Source organism: Methylobacterium sp. AC690 (assembly GCF_979256535.1).
Map to the genome: position 1 here is coordinate 1 of NZ_CEEDOX010000018.1, position 19,185 is coordinate 19,185.

Here is a 19,185-nt window from a genome sequence, read left to right on the forward strand (position 1 = left end):
GCTCGTCAGGCTCATAACCTGAAGGTCACAGGTTCAAATCCTGTCCCCGCAACCAAACCCAAACGCCGAGAGGCCCGTCGCGCAACACACGCGACGGGCCTCTCGGCGTTCTAGGCTTGCGCCAAGCCCAGGATCGCACGGGCTTCCGCCGGCGTGGCGATCCCGCGGCCGTGCCGCCGCACCGTCTCCGCCGCCAGGGCGACGAGTTCGGCATTTCCGCTGGCGAGGCGTTCCCGGGTGATCCGGATGTTGTCCTCGAGGCCGGTTCGTACCGCCTGCGCTCCCCGGGCGAGTGCCCAATCCATCACCTCCGCTTGGTGCCGCCCGATCCCGGCCGCCGTCCAGGTCGCCCGGGGCAGGATGCGGCGCATCTCGCCCAGCATGAGGTCGAGGAGGTGCGGGTCCGCCGGCATGGCGTTCTTCACCCCCATGACGAACTGCACGTGGGGCCGGTCATCGATCAGCCCGGCCTCCACGAGGTGCAGGGCGCCGTGGAGATGCGACAGGTCGAAGATCTCGATTTCGGGGCGCACGCCGAACTGCTTCATCTGACCCGCGAGGTCCGTCACCAGGGTCGCGTGGTTCTCGTAGACGATGGTCGGGAAGTTCACCGACCCCGTGGACAGCGAGGCCATGTCGGGACGATGCTGCAGGGATAGGCCTCGGCTCGCGGGGTCGCGCCCGCGTCCGCCGGTGGAGAACTGAACCACCATGCCGGGGCAGTGCCGGCGCAAGCCCGCTTGGACGGCGGCAAAGCGATCGGGATCCGAGGACGGGGTCTCGTCGTCGTTGCGCACGTGGATATGGGCGAGGGTGGCCCCGGCCTCGTAGGCGGCCTGCGTCGAGGCGATCTGCTCGGCCACCGTGACCGGCAGCGCCGGATTGTCGGATTTGCGGGGCACCGAGCCGGTGATCGCGACGGCGATGACGACGGGCTCGTTCATGAGACTTCCTCCTGTGCGGATACGGCGATGGACACCCCTCCCCGCCCGGCATGGCCCGCATTGGCCGCGACCGCAAGCGCGGCGCCCCGGGCGCGACAGGACCCTTTCCGGGCCCGCCCACCCGCCTTAAGACTGGCGCCCATGAACGACACGATCCTGATCCTGAACGGCCCGAACCTCAATCTGCTCGGCCAGCGCGAGCCCCACATCTACGGGCACGCGACGCTGGCGGACGTGGAAGCCCGGTGCCGGACCCTGGCCGCGGACTTCGGTCTCGCCGTCGCCTTTCACCAGAGCAATGCCGAGCACCAGCTCATCGACTGGATCCAGGCCTATCGGGTGGGCTCGGCCGGGATCGTAATCAATCCGGGCGCCTACACGCACACCTCGATCGCCATCCTCGATGCCCTGAACGCCTGCGAGGTGCCGATCATCGAGTGCCACATCTCGAACGTGCATCGGCGCGAGGCTTTCCGCCAACATTCCTACGTCTCGCTCGCCGCGACCGCCGTGATGGCGGGCTTCGGCACACACGGCTACGAACTCGCCGTCCGGCACATCGCCCACCTGCGCGTCGCCTCCGAGACCTCGGGCGGGCTGACTTAGACGGCCCTGGTCCGCAGCCGGGCCAGGCTGTTCCAGGCCGGCGCCAGGACGAAGCTCGTCACCGGGATCAGGGCTGCGCCGATCACGAGACCGACGAGGCCGGAGCCCGCCGCGGTGACGAGCCATTCGACCGTTCCGGCGAGAGGACCAGCGACGCCCGCCGCCCCGGCCGCCCCGGCGTGGATGGCGTGGCCGATCTGGGGCAGGCCGTAGCCCTCGAGGCCGTGCACCAGGATGCCGCCGCCGACCCAGATCATCGCCGCTGTGCCGACGATGGCCAGGATCTTGAGAAAGCCCGGCATGCCCTTGACCAGGGCGCGGCCGACGCCGCGCACGAGACTGCCGAAGGCCGAGCGCGACCCGTTGGCGGCCATCGCGACCCCGGCATCGTCCGCCTTCACGATCAGGGCGACGCCGCCATAGACCGCGATCGTGATCCCCACTGCGACGACGGCCAGGACCGTCGACTTCATCCAGAGGGAGCCCTCGGGCAGGGCCGCGAGGGTGATCGCCATGATCTCGGCGGAGAGGATGAAGTCCGTCTTGATCGCGCTCGAGACCTTCCGGTCCTCCAGGGCCCGGGCGTCGCCGGCGGCCTCGTCGCGCTTCGCCTCGTGGGCATGGGCCTGATGCGGGAACAGGGCCTCGTAGACCTTCTCGGTGCCCTCGTAGGAGAGATAGGCGCCGCCGAGCATCAGCAGGGGCGTGATCGCCCAGGGCGCGAAGGCGCCGAGCGCCAGGGCGGCGGGCAGCAGGAACAGCAGCTTGTTGCGCAGGGACCCCAGGGCGATGCGGCCGACGATGGGCAACTCGCGCTCGGCGGCGAAGCCCACCACGTAGCGGGGCGTCACGGCGGCATCGTCGATGACGACGCCGGCCGCCTTCACGCCGGCGCGGCCTGCCTGGGCCGCGACATCGTCGAGGGAGGCCGCCGCCACCTTGGCGAGGCCCGCGACGTCATCCAGAAGCGCGATCAGTCCGATGCTCACGGGAACCCCTGCCTGCCGGGCCGCAGCCCTGCGCGCGGAATGTCGCGGCGAGCTTGGCCTTTACAGGAGACGAACGAGGCGGCGATTTGATCCCGGAGCCGTGCCGATGACCGTCGGGACTTGGCGTCCCGCTCGGTCATCGGCCCTGGCGTCGCCCCTAGAACGGGATGTCGTCGTCGAGGTCGAAGTTCGGCTTGGAACCGCCGCCGCCACCGCCGCCGCCGCCCGAAGAGGGCCGGCGCTCGCCGCCGCCCGAGGCGCGGCCGCCGCCGTATTCCCCGCCGCGGTCGCCGCCGCGTCCGCCGCCACCGCCACCGCCGCCGAAATCGCCGCCACGGCTGATCTGGCCGCCACTCTCCTCGTCCATGCCCATCTCACCGCCGCCGCTGCGGCCGTCGAGAAGAGTCAGCTCGCCACGGAAGCGCTGGAGCACCACCTCGGTGGTGTACTTCTCGGCGCCGGACTGGTCCGCCCATTTGCGGGTCTGTAGCTGGCCCTCGATGTAGACCTTCGAGCCCTTGCGCAGGTACTGCTCCGCCACGCGGGCGAGATTCTCGTTGTAGATCACCACCGAGTGCCACTCGGTCTTCTCCTTGCGCTCGCCCGACATCTTGTCCTTCCAGGACTCCGATGTGGCGATGCGCAGGTTGACCACGGGATCACCGGAGGCGAGGCGCCGTGTCTCGGGGTCGCGCCCGAGATTGCCCACCAGGATCACCTTGTTCACGCTGCCGGCCATGCCGCTCTCTCCTACCGATCGATCTCACTGCGCGCTGCGGCCCCGAACCACCGGGACGCCGCCCTGTCATGGGCCTCTCGGCCCCCGGCGGCAATCGCGATCGGCGGGATGTCCCCGTGACTCTCAGGGAGTCGAGGCGCCTGTATGTTCTATCTTTGTTCTACCATTTCGGCAAGGCACCCCTGGGGGAAGCGCCCTGCCGTCCGCTCAGCGGATCCGGACGATGAGCTTGCCGAAATTCCGGCCCTGGAGCAGGCCCGCGAAGGCGTCCGGGGCCTTCTCGAGACCGTCGACGATGTCTTCCCGATGGACCACGAGGCCCTCGCGCAGCCAAGCCCCCACGTCCTGCAGGAACGCGGATTCCTGCGCGGCGAAGTCCCAGACGATGAAGCCCTGGACGTGCAGGCGCTTCGACAGGATCGCGCGCATCAGCACCGGCACCCGGTCGGGACCGGGCGGCAGCTCGGTGGCGTTGTAGCCGGAGACGAGGCCGCAGACCGGGATACGGGCGAAGTTGTTCAGGAGCGGCAGCACCGCGTCGAAGACCGCGCCGCCGACATTCTCGAAATAGACGTCGATCCCGTCGGGGCAGGCGGCGGCCAGCGCATCCGGGAAATCCTCGGCGCGGTGGTCGACGGCCGCGTCGAAGCCGAGGGTGTCACGCAGGAAGGCGCATTTCTCGGGGCCGCCTGCGATGCCCACCGCCCGGGCGCCTTTGCGCTTGGCGATCTGTCCGACGAGGGAGCCCACCGGTCCGGTCGCGGCGGCCACCACCACGGTCTCCCCGGCCTTGGGCTGCCCGATGTTGAGGAGGCCCGTATAGGCCGTCATGCCGGGCATGCCGAGGATGCCGAGGGCGGTGGTGACCGGGGCGGCCTCGGGATCGAGGCGGCGCAGGCCGCGCCCGTCGGAGACGGCGAAGTCCTGCCAGCCGCCGAAGCCCACCACCGTCTCCCCGACACGGTAGTCGGGATGCTGGGACTCGATCACCTCCGCCACGGTGGCGCCCACCATGGTGTCGCCGATCGCCACCGGCTCGGCGTAGGATTTCGCCGCGCTCATGCGTCCGCGCATGTAGGGATCGAGGGAGAGATAGTGGTTGGCGAGCAGCACCTCGCCCGCCTTCGCCACCGGCATCCGCGCCTCTTCGAGCCGGAAATGCGAGGCGTTCGGCTCACCGTGCGGACGGGCGGCGAGGACGATGCGGCGGTTCACGTTGGTCATGCGGGGCCTCCGGGGGGTTCGCGAAGCGTTTCGCGATGGGCGACGGGTGCGTGGCGGCCGCGCCCGGTCGGGAGATCCCCCGACAGATGGGACGGAAGCGGCCGATGACAATTCCGCGCGGGTCGGGCGACGGGTCCGGGGTGCCCTCCCCGCGTTGTCCCGGGACGGGGACCGGCACGGGAGAGGTCAGGATGGCACGCGGATGGCGGATGATCGGGGCGATGCTGCTCGGCGTCACGGCGGCCCAGGCGGCCGAGAACCCGCTGGCGCACGACCGCTGGAGGTCGCGGGTGCTGGTGATCTCCGCGCCCGAGGCCGGCGATCCGCGCGTCACGGCCCAGCGCGGCGAGTTGGAGAACGCCCGCGCCGGCATGAAGGAGCGCGATCTCGTCATCCGCGAGGCCTTCGGCGACACGCCTGAGGCACGGCGCCTGCGCGCGGCCCTCGGACTGCCGGGACACGGCTTTCGCGTGGTGCTGGTGGGCAAGGACGGCGAGGCCAAGCGCACCGAGACGGCGCCGATTCGGGCCGACGCGCTGTTCGAGACCATCGACGCGATGCCAATGCGCCGGGACGAGCGCCGCCGCTGAGGCACGGACGGGCAGCCGACGAAAAAAGGGGCCGCTTGCGGCGGCCCCTCCGAGAACCCGATCGCGAATCAGATCGGGCGATCCGATCAGTAGCAGCGCTCGACCAGCACCCGGCGGTAGCCGTAGGGCGTCCAGCGCACGCGCGGGACCGTGTAGCAGCCGCCGCCGTAACCGTAATCGTAGGCGCCGTAACCGACCGGGGCGTAGCCGTAGCCGTAACCCGGGCCGTAGCCACCGTAGAGGCCACCCGCTGCCAGCCCGAGGCCGACGCCGAGACCCAATCCGCCGAGGCCGTAGCCGTAGCCGCGACCGTAGCCGCGACCGTAATAGCCGCCGCGGTAGCCACCGAACCCACCGCGGTAGCCGCCGAAGCCGCCGCGATAGCCACCGAAGCCGGCATTGCGGAAGCCGCCGCCGCCGAAGCCGCCCCGGAATCCACCGAATCCGCCCCGGAAGCCACCGCCACCGAAGCCGCCGCCGTGGAACCCACCACCGTGGAAGCCACCGCCGCCGAAACCGCCGCGCGCCTCCGCCGTGGCGGGAATCATCGCGAGCGCGCCGATCATGGCCGCCGAGGCCAGAACAACTCGTTTCATCACATCGTCTCCGAAAGAAGCCGAAACGTCCCCTTGGACGCTCAAACGCCGTGGCACCCGGAAGGGTTCATGCGCGTTTTGCCTCTCCCGTCATCGTGAAGCCCGCAACGTCCACGTCAAGGGTTCTGGGTCCTGGTCAAGCGCGCGACGTCCGGCCCCGGTGACCGCCCTTGAAATCGCCCGGGGTTTCGGGCGAGGAAGCGTGGCCGGCCGCTTCGATCCTCCGGCGGGCGCGGTCGGGGACGATGCGGGTGACCATGGTGCAGGATGTCGTGCGGGCTCGCCTTCGGATGAGCCGCTTCCCGGTCCCCGCCCTGCTGCGCGCCGCCCTGGTGCGCGCCACCTTGCTGAGCGCCGCCTGCCTCGGTTTCGCCCTCGGCGGTCCGGCGCTGGCCGCGCCGGCGGCTGCCCCGGCCCCGGCCCCGACCTCGGCCCCTTGCCGGGCCGTCCAGGCGGAGGGCGAGGCCTACACCGTCTGCACGGTCGACCTGCGCCGCGAGCGGGTGCGGCTGTTCTGGCTCGGAGCCGACGGCCTGCCCTATTCCTCGCTCTCGACCCTGGCCGAGAAGCAGGGGGCCGGCCTACGCTTCGCGATGAATGCCGGCATGTACGACAAGGGCCAAGCCCCGGTCGGGCTCTACATCGAGGACGGGCGCGAGCTGAAGGGCGTCTCCACCGCCAACGGACCGGGCAACTTTCACCTGAAGCCGAACGGCATCTTCTGGGTCAAGGGCGAGCGCGCCGGCGTGATGGAGACGGGCCGTTACCTGCGCAGCGCTCCGAAGCCGGATTTCGCCACGCAGTCGGGGCCGATGCTCGTCGTGGACGGGCATATCCACCCCAAGATCTCCGCCGACGGCCCGAGTCAGAAGATCCGCAACGGGGTCGGGGTCCGCGACGACGGTCGCACCGCCGTCTTCGCGATCTCCGAGCGCCCGGTGAGCTTCGGCGCCTTCGCGCGGCTGTTCAAGGACACCCTCGGCTGCCGCAACGCGCTCTTCCTCGACGGAAGCGTGTCGAGTCTCTACGCCCCGTCGATGAACCGTTCGGACCTCAGCCGCCCCCTCGGCCCGATGGTCGGGGCGGTGGCGCGCTGAGGACCGCCTCAGGCATCGTCCTCGCGGCCGAAGACTTCGCCCTCCTCCGCCAGCCGCGCATCGGCCTCGTCGCTCCGGAGGATCTGCAGGGCGCGATACTGCTGCAGCAGGCCGCGCAGGCGGATGTTGGCCTCGGTGCAGTCGGCGGGGTCCGGGCTGTCCGCCCCGCAGCCCGCGATGGTCTCGGCAGTCTGCCGGTCCACGGCGGCCCGGTCGGCCGCGCTCAAGCCTTCGAGGTCGCCGAGGCCGAGTTCCAGCGCGATCAACTCGGCGATCTCGTGCCGCTTCTCCTCGATCTCGGACATGGTCCCTCCGGCTCCGTTTGCCCCGTCTACAGAACGGTCAGCGTCGCCAGGTCGATCCAGGCCTCTTGTTCGTCGCCGTCGACGTCGCCGTCGACGAACCAACGGCAGAGCGCCCGGTCCCCCTCCAGGGCCACCACCGTCATGGTGGCCTCGTTGTCGTCGGATGCGACGTAGTCGCCGACCTTGATCGCCACGGAATTCCTCTTTGCCTCGTTCTGGGTTGATCTCACGTGCGCTCCGCGCGCGTCCTGATGTCGGCCGCGCTCCGCACAGGCTCTCCGTCTCGCGCGCGCTTCGCGCACGTTCTTGGTCTCACGCGCGCTTCGCCGGTCTCCGTCTCATGCGCGCTTCGCGCGCTTGCCCGGTCTCAGTCTCACGCGCGCTTCGCGCGCTTGCCGAACGCCACGGACAGGCGGGCGCGCACGCCCTCCGGGATCTCCGTGCGGGACTCGATGCGGACGGACGGCATCTCGGCCCCGATGGTGCTGCCCGGGTCGAAGGCGAACTGCAGGTGGCGCAGGCCGAGTTCGAGCCGGGTGACGCCGTCCGACTGGGTCAGGTCCTCGCCGAAGACCTCGATCAGCGGCCCGTCCGGATCGCCCTTCTCGATCTGGATGATGAAGTAGCCCGCCGGCTCCTCCTCGTCGTCGGCCCCCGAGATCAGGGTGATGCCGTTCTCGATGTCGAGGCGGACCCGCTCCACCGCGAAGGTCGTGACGTCGTCGTCGTCGTCCATGGTGCGTGTGTCTCTTCCGGAATGCCCGCCGCAGCGGGGTGGTCGATGCAGAGCGGTCGGTGACCGGGCCCGCCGTGAGGCAGGCTCAGCGCTGTCCGTGCCGGGTGTCGATGAAGAGGTCCTTGAACTGGCGCGGCTGCGAGCGCCAGTACTGCCGGGGGGCGCGCACCTGAGCCCCGAGCTCGGCGGCCGCGTGCCAGGGCCAGCGCGGATTGTAGAGCAGGGCCCGCGCCAGGGAGACCGCGTCGGCCTGGCCCTGGGCCAGGATCGATTCCGCGTGGGCGGCCTCGGTGATGAGCCCGACCGCGATGGTGGTGAGGCCGGTCTCGGCCTTTATCCGCTCGGCGAACGGAACCTGGTAGCCGGCCGAGAGGGGAATCTGCTGGCGTGTGGAGAGGCCGCCGGTGGAGACGTGGATCGCGGCCGCGCCCCGGCGCTTCAGGGCGTGGGCGAGTTCCACCGTCTCCTCCAGGGTCCAGCCCGCGTCGACCCAGTCGGTGGCGGAGACCCGCATCCAGACCGGCTTGCCCGCCGGCACGGCCTCGCGCACCGCCTCGAAGCATTCGAGCGGGAAGCGCATCCGGTTGGCGAGCGTGCCGCCATACTGGTCGGTGCGCTGGTTGGAGAGCGGCGACAGGAACTGGTGCAGCAGGTAGCCGTGTGCCCCGTGCAGCTCGAAGCCGTCGATGCCCAGGCGCAAGGCCCGGCGCGCGGTGGCGACGAAGCCGTCGCGGATGCGCTTCAGCCCTTCCGAATCGAGGGCGTGGGGCGCCGCCTCACCCTCCCCGTGCGCCAGGGCCGAGGGCGCTTCCGTGCGCCAGCCGTCCGGCGCCTCGGGGTCGATCTGGGCACCGCCGTCCCAGGGGGCGCGGCTGGAGGCCTTGCGGCCCGCATGGTTGATCTGGATCGCGATCGGCACGGGGGCGTCGCCGCGTACCGCGTCCAGGACCCGGCCCAGCGCGCGCTCGGTCTCGTCGGAGTAGAGCCCGAGGTCGGTGGGCGAAATCCGCGCCTCCGGCGAGATCGCCGTCGCCTCCAGGGTGAGCAGCCCGGCCCCCGACATCGCCATCTGCCCGAGATGCATGAGGTGCCAGTCGCCGGCCTGGCCCGCATGGGCCGAGTACTGGCACATCGGCGCGACGATGATCCGGTTCTCGAGGGTGAGATTGTCGAGGCGCAGGGGCTCGAACAGGCGGGCGGTCATGCGGGGCTCCGGCTTGGCTGCATCCCAGCATAGGTGGCGCGTCGGCGCGCGCTTGGCTACCCGTCTCCCGCCAACCCGTCCTTTGCGATCTGTCCTCGGCGACTCGTCCGCGGCGACGCGTGCCCAGCGACTCGTGCCCGGCCTCCCGTTTCTGCCTAGCCCGCGCCGATCCCCCGGTTCTTCAGGCTGACGCCGATCTCGTCGAGGACACCGGCATCGTCGATGGTCGGCGGGGTGGTCCAGGGCTCGCCGTCGGCGATGCGCTTCATGGTTCCGCGCAGGATCTTGCCCGAGCGGGTCTTCGGAAGCCGCTGCACGGTCAAGGCCAGCTTGAAGGCCGCCACGGGGCCGATCTGCTCGCGGACCAGGGCCACGAGCTCGCCCTCGATCGCTTGGGTCGGGCGATCCACCCCCGATTTCAGCACGACGAAGCCGCAGGGCTGCTCGCCCTTCAGGGCGTCGCGAATGCCGATCACCGCGCATTCGGCCACGTCGGGATGGCTCGCCAGCACCGCCTCCATGCCGCCGGTGGAGAGCCGGTGCCCGGCGACGTTGATGATGTCGTCGGTGCGGCCGAGCACGGTGACGTAGCCGTCGGTATCGACGATGCCGGCATCCGAGGTGTCGTACCAGCCCGGGAAGGTGGCGAGGTAGCTCGACCGGAAGCGTTCCTCCGAGCCCCAGAGCGTGGGCAGGCAGCCGGGCGGCAGGGGCAGCTTCAACGCGATGGTGCCCATCGTGCCCGCGGGCACCGGCTTGCCGGCCTCGTCCAGCACCGCGAGGTCGTAGCCCGGCATCGGCACGCAGGCGCTGCCGTGCTTGACCGGGAGCTGGCCGAGACCGACGGGATTGCCCGCGATGGCCCAGCCGGTCTCGGTCTGCCACCAGTGGTCGATCACGGGACGCCCGAGGGCCCGCTCCGCCCAGGCCACCGAATCGGGGTCGGCCCGCTCGCCGGCCAGGAACAGGGAGCGGAAGCCCGACAGGTCGTAGGTGCCGACCCGCTCGGCGCGCGGATCCTCCTTCTTGATCGCCCGCAGGGCCGTCGGCGCCGTGAACAGGCAGGCGGCGCCGTACTCGGCGACCACCCGCCAGAGGGCGCCGGCATCGGGCGTGCCCACCGGCTTGCCCTCGTAGAGCACCGTGGTGCAGCCGTGCAGGAGGGGCGCGTAGACGATGTAGGAATGGCCCACCACCCAGCCGATGTCGGAGGCGCAGAAGTAGGTCTCCCCCGGCGCCACGTCGTAGAGGTTGGGCATCGACCAGGTCAGCGCGACGCAGTAGCCGCCGGTATCCCGCACCACGCCCTTGGGCTTTCCCGTCGTGCCGGAGGTGTAGAGGATGTAGAGCGGGTCGGTGGCCGCGACGTCCACGCAGGCCGCCCGCCGGTCCCCGGCCTCCGCCCGCGCCACCGTCTCGGCCCAATCGTGGTCGCGCCCCGGCACGAGGTCGGCCGCCGCCTGCGGGCGCTGCAGGATCAGGCAGGCGGTCGGCTTGTGCGACGAGGCGGCGATGGCGGCGTCGAGGAGCGGCTTGTAGGCGACGACGCGGCTCGGCTCGAGGCCGCAGGAGGCGGCGAGGATCACCTTGGGCGCGGCATCCTCGATACGGATCGCGAGTTCGTTGGCGGCGAAGCCACCGAACACCACCGAATGGACCGCGCCCAGGCGGGCGCAGGCGAGCATCCCGAACAGGGCCTCGGGCACCATCGGCATGTAGATGACGACGCGGTCGCCCCGGCCGACCCCGAGGTCGCGCAGCACCCCGGCGAGCACCGCCACCGCGCCGTGCAACGCGGCGTAGGTGATGCGCCGCTTCGTGCCGGTGACGGGCGAATCGTACAGGATCGCGGCCTGGTCGCCGCGACCGCCCGCGACGTGCCGGTCCACGGCGTTGTGGCAGGCGTTCAGGGTGGCGTCGGGAAACCAGCGGCCATAGGCGCCGGCCGCCCCGTCGAAGGCGCGGGTGGGCGGGCTGGACCAGTCGATCGCCCGGGCCGCGTCCAACCAGAACGCCTCCGGATCGCGCAGGGACGCCGCATGGGCCTCGGCATAGCGGCCGGGCAATGGATTCGGGGCGTGGGGCGTAGCGTCCATGGCGTATCCTGCGCAACCGGTCGTGCTGCCGGTTTCTCCGCACTCTAGCGGAATTTGCGGCGTCGGACTGCTGCGCCATCCGGCCGAACAGCGTGAACCGCAGACTTTTGCGCCCGCCCTCCGTGCTACGTAGCCGGCGGAAACCAAAACCGCCGCCCTGGGGACCAGGGGCGCGAGGATGCTGAAACCAAAACCGCCGCCCTGGGGACCAGGGGCGGCGGCGAACATTCGAGAGACGATGAGGTGGGGCCGGAGCAGCCGCTAATGCAGCTGGTCGGATCCGCTTCGCAGGCGGTTCATCTCGTCCTTGAGGTGGAGCTTGCGTCTCTTGAGTTCTGCGATTCGCAGATCGTTCGCCGAGGGTCGGAGGGTGGCGTCGTGGATTTCCTGCTCGAGGGCTTCGTGCTTCCGGGCGAGCTGGGTCAGGTGCGTCTGCAGTGACATGAGCTGTGTCTCCTGTCTCGTTTCGACGCGGCCAGACTGACATATGATCAGCCGGCTGTCGAAGCCTATCGACGGCTAGGCTTGACGGATGTTTGTGCAGGCGGATGGTTGTGCAGGAGGCGCGGCGGGTTCTTGCCCAGGCCGAGCGGCTGTCGCATGGTCTGCCGCGAAAGCGTCCCGGGACATCAGGTGCGATGGCGGTCCAGTTCGATAACGATGCGTCGGTGGAACCCGCCGACGAGTTGGCGCGGCTGAAGCAGGAGCACCGCGACCTCGACGGCGCGATCGATGCCCTCGAGGTCGGGGTGGTGGCCGACCAGCTGCAGATCCAGCGCCTGAAAAAGCGCAAGCTCTCCCTGCGCGACCGGATCTCGTATCTCGAGGACCAGATCACCCCCGACATCATCGCCTGACCGGGCCTCCCGGCGGGCGGCGGCCCGTGCGGGACGCGCCTTGCGGGCGCGCCGTCGCTTTTGTATTCGGCGTTCCAGGGGCCGCCGCGCGTCGCACGGCCCGTCCACCACATGATCGCGAAGGGATCTGACGACCATGGCGGCAGCCTCCCCGGTCGCGATCATTATGGGCAGCCAGTCGGACTGGGCGACCATGCGGCATGCCGCCGAGACGCTGGATGCGCTCGGCGTCGCCCATGACGACCGCATCGTCTCGGCCCATCGCACGCCCGACCGCCTCGTCGCCTTCGCCAAGGGTGCCAAGGCGGAGGGATTCCAGGTGGTGATCGCGGGGGCCGGCGGCGCCGCTCACCTGCCGGGCATGACGGCGGCGATGACCCCCCTCCCCGTCCTCGGCGTGCCGGTGGAATCGAAGGCCCTGTCGGGACAGGACAGCCTGCTCTCCATCGTGCAGATGCCCGCCGGCATCCCGGTGGGCACCCTGGCGATCGGCCGGGCGGGCGCCGTCAACGCCGCCCTGCTCGCCGCCGCCATCCTCGCCCTCACCGATCCCGGCCTCGCCGCGCGGCTCGAAGCCTGGCGCGCCGCGCAGACCGCGAGCGTCGCCGAGACCCCGGTGACCGACCTGCCGTAAGTTCTCCTCCGCCGTGACCTGTAACGTGTCTTGAAAAGCGAATCGCCGTGACCGCCCTCCCCGACATCCGCCCCGGCGCGACCCTCGGCATCGTGGGCGGCGGCCAGCTCGGCCGCATGATCGCCCTCGCGGCCGCCACCTATGGCCTGCGGGTCCACGTCTTCGCCCCCGATGCCGACAGCCCGGCCTTCGACGTCTCGGCCGAGGCCACCATCGCGGCCTACGACGACGTCGCGGCCCTGGCGCGCTTCGCGGCGAGCGTCGACGTGGTCACCTACGAGTTCGAGAACATCCCGGCCCAGGCTGCCGAGGCCCTGGCCGCGAAGGCGCCGCTGCACCCGAACGCCGCGGCGCTCGCCACGACGCAGGACCGGCTGACCGAGAAGCGCTTCATCAACGAACTCGGCATCGAGACCGCGCCGTTCCGTGCGGTGGACACGGCCGAGGACCTTGCCCGGGCACTCTCGGAGATCGGCCGCCCGGCGGTGCTGAAGACCCGCCGCTTCGGCTACGACGGCAAGGGCCAGCGCATGATCCGGGCCGAGGGCGCGGTCGATCCCGCCGCGATCCTGGCCGAGTTCAACGGTGCGCCCTGCATCCTGGAGGGCTTCGTGCCCTTCGAGGCGGAGGTCTCGGTGGTCGCTGCCCGCGGGACCGACGGGGCCTTCGCGGCCTACGACCCCTGCGCCAACGAGCATCGCGACCACATTCTGGCCGTCACCCGCGTCCCCGCCCCCGGCATCGCGCCGCAGACCGAGGCGGCCGCCATCGGCATCGCCCGCCGCATCGCCGAGGCGCTCGACTATGTCGGCGTGCTCGCCGTCGAGATGTTCCTGGTGCCGCAAGGTGACGGGCCCGCCCGGGTCGTGGTCAACGAGATCGCCCCGCGGGTCCACAATTCCGGCCACTGGACCATCGAGGGCGCGACGACCTCGCAGTTCGCCCAGCACGTCCGGGCGGTCTGCGGCTGGCCGCTGGGCGATTCGGCCCGGGTCGGCGGCATGGCGGTGGAGATGCACAACCTGATCGGCGCCGACGTCGACGACTGGGCCGCGATCCTCGCCCGGCCGGGGGCGCAACTCCACCTCTACGGTAAGGGCGAGGCCCGGTCGGGCCGCAAGATGGGCCACGTCACCCAGCTCCTGCCGAGACCCTGAGACGCCTCCCGAACCGCCGCCCGAACCGCGGCGCGATTGTGACACCGACCCGGCAACCGACGGTCCCGCCGGCCGTTTCGGCGCGGCGGGTCGGGTGGGCCATACCTTCGCCACATCCGACCGCTTGAGCGGAACCCGTCGCCGACTTTAAGCGCGCATTCACCGCGATGCGGGATGGTGCCGGCGCAACCGGCCCCCTTCATGCGGGGACCGGCACGGGACGCAATCGAATCGGGGGCGGTGTCGCGCGCGACGCCGGGGGGAGCGAGGACCATGACGGTTTTGAAGCTGCGGGCATCGAAGGCGGGGCTGATCGGGGCCACGGCGCTCGTGGCGGCCGCGTTGGCCGGTTGCGAGACCTATGGCGGCGGTGCCACCGCGTCGCGCCAGTTCGCCGTGCTCGAATCCGACCAGACGGGCGCCACCACGGTCAACATCGCCTCGCTCACCGACGTGATCCAGCGCAATCCCAACGACGCGGCGGCCTACGTGACCCGCGGCGCCGCCTATGCCCGCGCCGGCCAGTTCAACGACGCCATCGGCGACTTCACCAAGGCGGTGCAGATCGACCCGAATTCAGCCTCGGCCTACAACAACCGCGCCCTGGCCAACCGCCAAATCGGCCGCAACGATGCCGCGCTGCAGGACTTCTCGAAGTCGATCTCGGCGGATCCGAACTACGCTCCGGCCTATATCGGCCGCGCCAACGTGCTGCGCGCCCAGGGTGACCTCGAGGGCGCCACCTCCGACCTCAACCAAGCGATCCGCCTGGCGCCGGAATCGGCCGAGGCCTACCACGCGCGCGGCCTCGTCCGTCAGAAGCAGGGCCAGAACACCCAGGCCATCGCGGATTTCGACGCCGCCATCGACCGGAACCCCTTCGTGGCGGCGCCCTACGCGGCCCGCGGCCAGAGCCTGATCGCCACCAACCAGTACGACAAGGCGATCGAGGACTACAACGCGGCGCTCAACGTCAACAACAAGGACGCGACCTCCTGGGCCTATCGCGGCCTCGCCTACGAGAAGTCCAACCGCAAGAAGGAGGCGGTGGAGAGCTACCAGCGCGCCGCGCAGATCGAGCCCGGCAACGCGGTGGCCAAGCAGGGCCTCGGCCGCGTCCAGGGCGGCGTCGGCTCGCTGTTCAACTGACCGAGCCCGCGCGGGGGCTCGGCGTCGCCCCCGCATCCGTCGTGCCGCCGCCTGCTCAGTCCGGCGGCGGAACGGCCGTCAGCGCACGCAGCTGCGTCTCGAGCCCGGCCGCCAGGGCGTCGTAGTCGCGCAGGTGCACGCCGTCCGGCGGCACCGCCTGCGTGGTCAGGCCCGGTGGCCCGTCGCGCAGATCCGCGAAGGGGTCGAAGACCCGGCAGCCCTGCCGCGCGCAGAGCCCGCGCAGGATCGCCGTGTAGGCCGCCACCGCCGCCGGATCGCGCTCCGCCTCGGCGCCCGGCCCGATCGGCGGTACCGCCGCCACCAGCACCCGATCCGCATGCGCTCCCAGCCACGTGAGGAGGCGCGCCGTCGCCGCCGCGAACCCGCCCGCGGTGCGCGCCGACAGAGGGTCGGCCCGCCGCAGGATGTCGTTCGTGCCGACGAACAGCACTGCCACTCCGGCCCGGACGGGGACGCTCAAGCCGTCGATCTCGCCCGCGTAGCGACGGGCCGAGGTGCCGCCGATCCCGCCATTCACCACGTCGGCCCGGCCGGCCAGGGCGTTCCCGAGGAGCTCGGCGTGCGAGTTGCCCGCCAGGAACAGGAAGCCCGGCCGCGCCGTCGCCAGCGCCGCCCGGATCGCCGGCAGACGCGCGGCGAGGTGGGCATCGGCGATCTGGCGATTGCGCCGAACCGCGTCCTCAGTCCCGAGGATGCGTCCGGCCCCCGGCACTCCGTGTCCTAGCAGCCCGGCCCCCAGCAACAGAGCGCCGAGCGCTGCCGCTCCGAGGCCTCCGGCGAGCAGGCCGCGCCGGGGCCCGGATCGCGGGCGGGTGTCGTCGGAACCGCTCATCCGTTCTCCCGATGCCGGCCCCGGCATCCGGGGCGTCCGGCGTCAGCCCCGAAAGCCGACCGACGGGCAAGCCCGCTCAGGCGGCCTGGACGGTGGCGAGAAAGCCCGAAACCTCGGCGCTGAGCTGTTCGGACTGGCGCGCGAGGTCGGACGCGGCGGCCAGGACCTGGGCCGAGGCCGCTCCGGTCTCACCGGCGGCCTGGGTCACGCTGCCGATGCTGACGGTCACCGACTGCGTGCCCTGGGCGGCCTGGGTCACATTGCGGACGATCTCCTGGGTGGCCGCCCCCTGTTCCTCCATCGCCGCCGCGACGCCGATGGCGATGCTGCGCAGTTCGGCGATGGTCGCGCCGATGGTCCGGATCGACGTGACCGCCTGGCGGGTCTCGCCCTGGATCGTCGTGATCTGGTCCGAGATCGTCGCCGTGGCCCGAGCGGTCTGGGAGGCCAGCTCCTTGACCTCGCCCGCGACCACCGCGAATCCCCGGCCCGCTTCGCCGGCGCGGGCCGCCTCGATGGTGGCGTTCAGCGCCAGCAGGTTCGTCTGGGCCGCGATGCCCGAGATGAGCCCCACCACCGTGCCGATCCGCTCGGCCCCTTCGGCGAGGCCGAGGATGATCGTGTCGGTGGCGGCCGCGTTCTCGGAGGCCCGCTCCGCCATCGCGGCCGAGCGGGCGACCTGGGCGGCGATCTCACCGATCGACGAGGCCATCTCCTCGCTCGCGGCCGCCACCGTCTGGACATTGGCCGAAGTCTGCTCGGCGGCCGAGGCGACGCTGAGGGATTGCCCGGCTGTCTGGTCGGCGGTGCGGCTCATCGCCCGCGCCGTGGCCTCCATCTCGGTGGCGGCGGAGGACAGGCCGTGGGTCAGGCGCGAGACCTGCGCCTGGAACCCCCGCGTCGCGGCGTCCAGGATCTCGGCCCGGCGCATCTTCGCGGCACTCTCGATCGCGGCGGCGGCGTCGGCGTCGCGCTTGGCGATCATGGCGTCCTTGAAGACCTGGACCGCCCGGGCCATCGCGCCGATCTCGTCCCGGCGCTGCGCGCCCGCCACGTCGGTCGTGACGTCGCCGTCGGCCAGCTTGGCCATGGTGCCGGTCATGCCGCCGAGCGGGCGCACGACCAGGGCCAGCACGGTGTAGAGGCCGAAGCCGATGGCGGCGGTGGCCAGGGCGACGAGGGCCAGCAGCGCCAGGCGCGACTGGCCCGAATGGGTCTCGGCGCGGTCGAACTCGGTCTGCGCCTCCCGGACCTGCAGCGCGGTGAGCTTGCTCAGGACGGCGTTGGCCTCCTCCAGGCCCTTAACCAGAGCCGCGTGGGTCGCGTCGAAGTCGGGCGTGCCGCCGGAGGCGAGGCGGTGCAGGATGTCGGCCGCGATCGCGGCATTGTGGTCGATCCGACGCTGCATCTCGGCGGCGAGGCCCTTCTCCTCCGGGGTGAGGTAGGTCGCCAGGTAGGCCGACCACTGAGTCCCGAGACTGGTGAGGTCCGCCTCGATCTTCGCGCGGGCCTGGCCGGCCTCCCCTTGCCGGTTTCGCAGCGCGCGCGACGTCGCCAGCAGATCGTCATAGGCATCGCGGATCAGGCTGAACTGCCGCAGCGGGACGATGCGGTCGCCGAAGACGGTGTTGAAGCTCTGGTGATTCGCCGACAGGGCGAAATTGCCGATCCCCGAGGCGAGGAGCAGCAGAAAACCCATCACGCCAAGCAGCGTGACCAGGCGGCCTTTGATGGTGGTGAGCATGCGGTGATCTGCCGGAAAGACGGTCGGGTATCCGGTCCCCCGTCGGTTCGACGGACGGCTCCGGTTTCATGGACCAACCTTGTCTGCCGAAGTGATGAAGGCCGCTTTATTTCCGGATCGATAGCTTTGGCGTGCCCATAAACATTTTCGTGATGATCGTCCGGGCGGATTTCAGCATTCATTCGGAGTATTGCGTTGTGTTCTATCGATAACCTGGTGCGATCAATGTTCGATACGATGAAATTTCGTGTTCGGCAGTCCGTCGGTGCCGACGATCCATGGTTTGTCGAGCGGAGGACTTGGACATCGCAAGTCCAGAATAGAGGAACATGGAATCCGCAGTAGCCTGTACCGAGAGCGACAGATCCCGGCGTCAGCCGGGCTGCCCGACTCGGATGTCGTCCGCAGGACGGCGGCGCCGATTCTCGGCCGAATCTGTCGGGCCGGCGATCCTCGGAGGGGCAACCTTTCGTCCGCTCTCGCACGGAACCGGCGTGACTGTACGCGATCTTGCGGCGGTCGTGCCGAGCTCTGGGGGCCTGGGCCGAGACAGCGCCTTCGCCTGGTCCGAGCCCGGATCTTTCCCGCTCAGGCGTCGCCCAGCAGGCGGTGCTCGCAGAGCATGCGCCGGACGGTGCCGCTGGCCGAGCGATAGACCACGGTCTCGGTCTCGATCAGGCCGGGCCGGAAGCGGACGCCCTTTAGCAGGGCGCCGTCGGTGACGCCGGTGGCGGCGACGATGACGTCGCCCCGGGCCATGTCGTGCAGCTCGTACTTCCGGTTCGGATCGCTGATGCCCATCTGGGCGGCCCGCTCGCGCTTGTCGTAGCTGTCGAGGATCAGGCGGCCCTGCATGTGGCCGCCGATGCAGCGGAGCACGCCGGCGGCGATGACACCTTCGGGGGCCGCCCCGATGCCGAGGTAGATGTCCGCCCCGGTCGCGTCGGCATTGGCGGTGTGGATGATGCCCGCGATGTCGCCGTCCGAGATCAGGCGGATGCCGGCCCCCGTCGCCCGCACGGCGGCGACGAGCTGCATGTGCCGGGGTCGGTCGAGGATGATGGCGGTGATCTGGGCCGGGTCGACGCCCTTGTGACGGGCCAGCGCGCCGATGTTGTCGGCCGGGCTGGCGTCGAGATCGACGAGGCCGGCCGGGTAGCCGGGGCCGATGGCGATCTTCTGCATGTAGACGTCGGGGGCGGCGAGCAGGGAGCCGGCCTCAGCCAGAGCGGTCACCGCGATGGCGCCGGGCATGTCCTTGGCGCAGAGGGTGGTGCCCTCCAGGGGATCAACGGCGATGTCGACCTTCGGACCGTCGCCGGTGCCCAGGCGCTCGCCGATATAGAGCATCGGGGCGTTGTCGCGCTCGCCCTCCCCGATCACCACGGTGCCGTCGATGGGCAGCAGGTTGAGCTCGAGGCGCATCGCATCGACGGCGGCCTGGTCGGCCTCCTTCTCGCGGCCCTGTCCGCGCAGGCGGGCGGCGGCGATCGCGGCCCGCTCCGTCACCCGCGCCAGCTCCAGCGTCAGGGACCGGGCCACCGGCGCGCGCGATTCCAAATTGCCACCAGACATGTGAGCCTCGCGCCCCTGCGCCTCTCTCGGGCGCTCCTTATGAACTAAAATGCGCGTAAGGCACTAAGTTTCGACCATGACGCGCATTTT

At 70.9% G+C, this 19,185-nt stretch carries 21 protein-coding genes; 7 read left to right on the top strand and 14 right to left on the bottom strand.

What is annotated here, in order from left to right; all coding sequences use genetic code 11:
- Window positions 1-110: 110 nt before the first annotated feature.
- Window positions 111-944, bottom strand: coding sequence for a 3-oxoadipate:acetyl-CoA acetyltransferase (locus tag AC0IY1_RS19810; RefSeq protein ID WP_471771762.1), 834 nt, complete (start codon window positions 942-944; stop codon window positions 111-113).
- Window positions 945-1,085: 141 nt separating this feature from the next.
- Here AC0IY1_RS19810 and aroQ point away from each other — a divergent pair, with 141 nt between their 5' ends.
- The gene (aroQ, locus tag AC0IY1_RS19815; protein ID WP_471771764.1) at window positions 1,086-1,550 is read left to right on the top strand and encodes a type II 3-dehydroquinate dehydratase; all 465 of its coding nucleotides are present in this window, start codon (window positions 1,086-1,088) and stop codon (window positions 1,548-1,550) included.
- Here the strand turns inward: aroQ and AC0IY1_RS19820 are convergent.
- The 3 genes from AC0IY1_RS19820 to AC0IY1_RS19830 form a co-directional block, all read right to left on the bottom strand.
- Complete coding sequence (locus AC0IY1_RS19820) at window positions 1,547-2,539, bottom strand: DUF808 domain-containing protein (protein ID WP_471771765.1); 993 nt, start codon at window positions 2,537-2,539, stop codon at window positions 1,547-1,549. The two genes, aroQ and AC0IY1_RS19820, sit on opposite strands and share 4 nt — an antisense overlap.
- Window positions 2,540-2,696: 157 nt before the next feature.
- Complete coding sequence (gene ssb, locus AC0IY1_RS19825) at window positions 2,697-3,278, bottom strand: single-stranded DNA-binding protein (protein WP_471771767.1); 582 nt, start codon at window positions 3,276-3,278, stop codon at window positions 2,697-2,699.
- Window positions 3,279-3,485: 207 nt separating this feature from the next.
- The gene (locus tag AC0IY1_RS19830) at window positions 3,486-4,502 is read right to left on the bottom strand and encodes an NADP-dependent oxidoreductase (RefSeq protein WP_471771769.1); all 1,017 of its coding nucleotides are present in this window, start codon (window positions 4,500-4,502) and stop codon (window positions 3,486-3,488) included.
- A gap of 191 nt (window positions 4,503-4,693) precedes the next feature.
- Between AC0IY1_RS19830 and AC0IY1_RS19835 the strand changes: the two genes are divergently transcribed.
- Window positions 4,694-5,092 (top strand): DUF4174 domain-containing protein, encoded by a 399-nt coding sequence (locus tag AC0IY1_RS19835; protein ID WP_471771771.1) that lies wholly within the window; start codon window positions 4,694-4,696, stop codon window positions 5,090-5,092.
- A gap of 86 nt (window positions 5,093-5,178) precedes the next feature.
- On the opposite strand, the gene AC0IY1_RS19840 is transcribed toward AC0IY1_RS19835, so the two are convergent.
- On the bottom strand, window positions 5,179-5,688 hold the full coding sequence (locus AC0IY1_RS19840; RefSeq protein ID WP_103709497.1) for a hypothetical protein: 510 nt from the start codon (window positions 5,686-5,688) through the stop codon (window positions 5,179-5,181).
- 290 nt (window positions 5,689-5,978) lie between these two features.
- On the opposite strand from AC0IY1_RS19840, the gene AC0IY1_RS19845 reads away from it, so the two are divergent.
- Entirely contained in the window at window positions 5,979-6,785 is an 807-nt protein-coding gene (locus AC0IY1_RS19845; RefSeq protein ID WP_471771886.1) for a phosphodiester glycosidase family protein, read from the top strand.
- A gap of 8 nt (window positions 6,786-6,793) precedes the next feature.
- On the opposite strand, the gene AC0IY1_RS19850 is transcribed toward AC0IY1_RS19845, so the two are convergent.
- The 6 genes from AC0IY1_RS19850 to AC0IY1_RS19875 form a co-directional block, all read right to left on the bottom strand.
- Window positions 6,794-7,090 (bottom strand): hypothetical protein, encoded by a 297-nt coding sequence (locus AC0IY1_RS19850; protein WP_103709498.1) that lies wholly within the window; start codon window positions 7,088-7,090, stop codon window positions 6,794-6,796.
- Between the two features lie 26 nt (window positions 7,091-7,116).
- Window positions 7,117-7,284 carry a hypothetical protein gene (locus AC0IY1_RS19855; RefSeq protein WP_181017303.1) on the bottom strand — a complete coding sequence of 56 codons (168 nt, stop codon included), beginning with the start codon at window positions 7,282-7,284 and terminating at the stop codon, window positions 7,117-7,119.
- 179 nt (window positions 7,285-7,463) lie between these two features.
- Entirely contained in the window at window positions 7,464-7,826 is a 363-nt protein-coding gene (locus tag AC0IY1_RS19860) for a hypothetical protein (RefSeq protein WP_055949978.1), read from the bottom strand.
- Window positions 7,827-7,911: 85 nt separating this feature from the next.
- Window positions 7,912-9,030 (bottom strand): NADH:flavin oxidoreductase/NADH oxidase, encoded by a 1,119-nt coding sequence (locus AC0IY1_RS19865; RefSeq protein ID WP_471771773.1) that lies wholly within the window; start codon window positions 9,028-9,030, stop codon window positions 7,912-7,914.
- A 155-nt stretch (window positions 9,031-9,185) separates the two neighbouring features.
- Window positions 9,186-11,126 (bottom strand): propionyl-CoA synthetase, encoded by a 1,941-nt coding sequence (locus AC0IY1_RS19870; RefSeq protein ID WP_471771774.1) that lies wholly within the window; start codon window positions 11,124-11,126, stop codon window positions 9,186-9,188.
- A 261-nt stretch (window positions 11,127-11,387) separates the two neighbouring features.
- A complete protein-coding gene (locus tag AC0IY1_RS19875; RefSeq protein ID WP_055949971.1) occupies window positions 11,388-11,570 on the bottom strand; it encodes a YdcH family protein in 183 nt (60 codons plus the stop codon).
- A gap of 194 nt (window positions 11,571-11,764) precedes the next feature.
- On the opposite strand from AC0IY1_RS19875, the gene AC0IY1_RS19880 reads away from it, so the two are divergent.
- From AC0IY1_RS19880 to AC0IY1_RS19895, 4 genes are all read left to right on the top strand, one after another.
- Window positions 11,765-11,983 carry a YdcH family protein gene (locus AC0IY1_RS19880; protein ID WP_055949968.1) on the top strand — a complete coding sequence of 73 codons (219 nt, stop codon included), beginning with the start codon at window positions 11,765-11,767 and terminating at the stop codon, window positions 11,981-11,983.
- A gap of 136 nt (window positions 11,984-12,119) precedes the next feature.
- Entirely contained in the window at window positions 12,120-12,617 is a 498-nt protein-coding gene (gene purE / locus AC0IY1_RS19885) for a 5-(carboxyamino)imidazole ribonucleotide mutase (RefSeq protein WP_471771776.1), read from the top strand.
- A 47-nt stretch (window positions 12,618-12,664) separates the two neighbouring features.
- Complete coding sequence (locus AC0IY1_RS19890) at window positions 12,665-13,774, top strand: 5-(carboxyamino)imidazole ribonucleotide synthase (protein WP_471771778.1); 1,110 nt, start codon at window positions 12,665-12,667, stop codon at window positions 13,772-13,774.
- Window positions 13,775-14,047: 273 nt separating this feature from the next.
- Entirely contained in the window at window positions 14,048-14,923 is an 876-nt protein-coding gene (locus tag AC0IY1_RS19895; RefSeq protein WP_471771779.1) for a tetratricopeptide repeat protein, read from the top strand.
- A gap of 55 nt (window positions 14,924-14,978) precedes the next feature.
- On the opposite strand, the gene AC0IY1_RS19900 is transcribed toward AC0IY1_RS19895, so the two are convergent.
- The 3 genes from AC0IY1_RS19900 to glpX all read right to left on the bottom strand — a co-directional run bounded on the left by AC0IY1_RS19900 (window position 14,979) and on the right by glpX (window position 19,095).
- Window positions 14,979-15,776 (bottom strand): SGNH/GDSL hydrolase family protein, encoded by a 798-nt coding sequence (locus AC0IY1_RS19900; protein WP_471771781.1) that lies wholly within the window; start codon window positions 15,774-15,776, stop codon window positions 14,979-14,981.
- A gap of 76 nt (window positions 15,777-15,852) precedes the next feature.
- The gene (locus AC0IY1_RS19905; RefSeq protein WP_471771783.1) at window positions 15,853-17,520 is read right to left on the bottom strand and encodes a methyl-accepting chemotaxis protein; all 1,668 of its coding nucleotides are present in this window, start codon (window positions 17,518-17,520) and stop codon (window positions 15,853-15,855) included.
- Between the two features lie 588 nt (window positions 17,521-18,108).
- Window positions 18,109-19,095, bottom strand: coding sequence for a class II fructose-bisphosphatase (gene glpX, locus AC0IY1_RS19910; protein WP_055949950.1), 987 nt, complete (start codon window positions 19,093-19,095; stop codon window positions 18,109-18,111).
- Between the last annotated feature and the right edge of the window lie 90 nt (window positions 19,096-19,185).